The sequence below is a fragment of the Kitasatospora sp. NPDC089797 genome (assembly GCF_040684795.1).
In the GTDB taxonomy this organism is placed as follows: domain Bacteria; phylum Actinomycetota; class Actinomycetes; order Streptomycetales; family Streptomycetaceae; genus Kitasatospora.
Window position 1 is genome coordinate 1 of sequence record NZ_JBFBGS010000113.1, and the last position, 3,242, is coordinate 3,242.

The 3,242-nt window shown below is 73.6% G+C and carries 1 protein-coding gene; it reads right to left on the minus strand.

The window, feature by feature from the left end:
- Positions 1–3,242 (minus strand): amino acid adenylation domain-containing protein (locus AB0O91_RS41150; protein ID WP_363444682.1); only part of this gene is annotated, 3,242 nt, incomplete at both ends.

Here is a 3,242-nt window from a genome sequence, read left to right on the forward strand (position 1 = left end):
GAGGGCGAGGTCGAGGATGGAGCGGTGGGTGATGCCGATGCCCTTGGGCTTTCCGGTGGAGCCGGAGGTGTGCATCACGTACGCCAACTGGTCGGCGTCGATGGGGAGGTGGAGGTTGTCGGCGGTGTCGTCGGCGCCGTCGGTGTCGACGGTGAGGGTGGTGAGGCCGGTCAGTGCGGGGTGGTCGCGGTCGGTGACGGCGATGGTGGCGTGGGCGTCGGTGAGGACGGCGCGGAGGCGGTCCTCGGGTTGGGCGTCGTCGAGGGGGACGTAGCTGCCGCCGGCCTTGAGGACGGCGAGGACGGCGATCACGAGGGCGGGGGAGCGCTCCAGCAGGAGGGCGACGGGTGTCTCGGTGCGGACGCCGGTGTCGAGGAGTCGTCGGGCCAGGGCGTTGGCGCGGGTGTTGAGTTGGGCGTAGCTGAGTTCGGTGTCGCCGGAGACGAGGGCGACGGCGTCGGGGGTGGCGGCGGCGCGGGCTTCGAACAGCTCGGGGACGGAGCCGGTGGGCAGGGCGGCGGTCGGGCCGTGGAGGCCGGTGAGCAGGTGTGCGCGCTCCTCGTGGCCGAGGATCTCGATCCCGCCGATCGGCGCGTCCGGGTCGGTGGCGACGGAGGCGAGGACGCGCAGCAGGCGCTCGGCCAGGGTGGCGGCGGTGGCGTGGTCGAAGAGGTCCACCGCGTACTCGATCGCGGCGGACAGCCCGCCCGCGCCGTCCGGTCCGTCGGCGCCGGTCAGCTCGGTGAACCCGAAGGACAGGTCGAACTTGGCCACGTTGAGGTCGAACTCCACCTCCTGGCAGTCCAGTTCACCGAAGGTGCGCGGCGCCCGCGCCTGGTTCTCCAGGGCGATGAGGGTCTGGAAGAGCGGGTGGCGGGCGGGGGTGCGGGTGGGGTTGAGCTGTTCGACCAGGCGCTCGAAGGGGACGTCCTGGTGCTCGAAGGCGCTGAGGTCGGCCCGGCGGACCCGGTCGAGGAGTTCGCGGAAGGTCGGGTTGCCGGAGGTGTCGGTGCGCAGCAGCAGGGTGTTGACGAAGAAGCCGACCAGGTCGTCGAGGGCTTCGTCGGTGCGGCCGGCGACGGGGGTGCCGAGCGGCAGGTCGGTGCCGGCGCCGAGGCGGGTGTAGAGGGTGGCGACGGCGGCCTGGAGGACCATGAACAGGCTGGCCCGGGTGGTGGTGGCCAACTCGACCAGCCGACGGTGCAGTTCGGCGTCCACGGTGAACTCGACCAGCTCGCCCCGGTGGCTGGGCGCGGCCGGGCGCGGGCGGTCGTACGGGAGCGCCAGCTCCTCCGGGACGTCGGACAGGGACTCTGTCCAGTGGGCGAGTTGCCGCGCCAGCAGGCTGTCCTGATCCTCCTCGGTGCCGAGCAGGTCGTGCTGCCAGAGGGTGTAGTCGGCGTACTGGACGGGCAGTGGCTCCCACTGCGGCGCGGTACCGGTGAGGCGGGCGCGGTAGGCGGCGTCCAGGTCGCGGAAGAGCGGGCTGACGGACCAGCCGTCGCTGGCGATGTGGTGCAGCAGGAGCAGCAGGACGTGCTGGTCGTCGTCCAGCGAGAACAGGTTTGCCCGGAGCGGGAGTTCGCCGGACAGGTCGAAGGAGTGGCCGATGGCGGCGGTCAGCAGGCCGGCCAGCTCGGTCTCGTCGGCGGCCCGGGTGAGCGTCAGGGCGGGCTCGGCGGTGTCGGCGACCAGCTGGTGGGGGCGGCCGTCGGTGGTCGGGAAGGTGGTGCGCAGCACCTCGTGCCGGGCCACCACGTCGCCCAGGGCCGCGGCCAGCGCGGTGGGGTCCGGCGCGCCGCTCAGCCGGATCGCGAAGGGGGTGTTGTAGAGGGCGCTCGGGCCCTCGAACTGGTCGATGAACCAGAGCCGTTGCTGCGCGGGGGAGAGCGGCACCAGCTCCGGGCGCGCGCGCCGGGAGAGGCCGGTCCGCAGCGGCGCGGTGGTGCTCCCGCCGAGGTGCCGGGCCAGCCCGGCGATGGTGGGGGTGTCGAAGAGGGTGCGGATCGGGAGTTCGACGCCGAGGGCGGCACGGATCCGGCTGGCGAGCCTGGTGGCGAGCAGGGAGTGCCCGCCGAGGTCGAAGAAGTTGTCGTCGATGCTCGGTCCGGCCACGCCGAGGACCTCGGAGAAGAGCGCGCACAGGGCCTGCTCGGTGGCGTTGCGGGCGGCCCGGCCGGTGGTGGCGGCGGCGTAGTCGGGGGCGGGCAGGGCCCGGCGGTCGACCTTGCCGTTGGAGTTGACGGGCAGGGCGTCCAGGGGCATGACGGCCGCCGGGACCATGTACGCGGGCAGGCGGTCGGCGACGAAGGCGCGCAGTTCGTCCAGCGGCGCGGTGCCGGTGACGTAGGCGACCAGGCGCTTGTCGCCGGGTCGGTCCTGGCGGACCGTCGCGAAGACCTGGCGGACGGCCGGGTGGGCCGCGAACGCCGCCTCCACCTCGGCGAGTTCGATCCGGAATCCGCGGACCTTCACCTGGTCGTCCGTTCGACCGACGAACTCCAGTTCGCCCGTGGTGGTCCAGCGGACGAGGTCGCCGGTGCGGTACATCCGGCCGCCGGGCCCGTCGAAGGGGCAGGCGGTGAAGCGCTCGGCGGTCAGCCCGGGGCGGCCGACGTAGCCGCGGGCGAGGCCGGGGCCGGCGAGGTACAGCTCGCCGGGGACGCCGGCCGGGACGGGCTGGAGGGTGTCGTCCAGCACGTACGCCCGGGTGTTGGGCAGCGGGCGGCCGATCGGCACCACGGCGGCCGGGACCTCGTCGGGGGACGTCATCGTCCGGCGGGTCGCGAAGGTGGTGGTCTCGGTCGGACCGTAGGCGTTCACCACCCGCAGGCCCGGGCAGGCCTCCAGGACGCGCCGCAGGGCGGCCGGGGAGGCGATGTCCCCGCCGGTCCACACCTCGCGCATCCCGGCGAAGGACTGCGGGGCCTCGGCGGCCAGCACGTTGAAGAGTCCGGCGGTGATGAAGGCGCCGGAGACCCGTCGGCGGCCGAAGAGGTCCGACAGTTCGGCGATCCCGAGGCGTCCGGCGGGGGCGATGACCAGCGAGCCGCCGGAGAGCAGCGGGGTCCAGAACTCGTAGGTGGAGGCGTCGAAGGCGGTCGGCGAGTGCACCGCGACCCGGTGGTGGGCGTCGGTGTCGAAGGTGCCGCCGAGGGCGAGGTCGAGGATGGAGCGGTGGGTGATGCCGATGCCCTTGGGCTTTCCGGTGGAGCCGGAGGTGTGCATCACGTACGCCAACT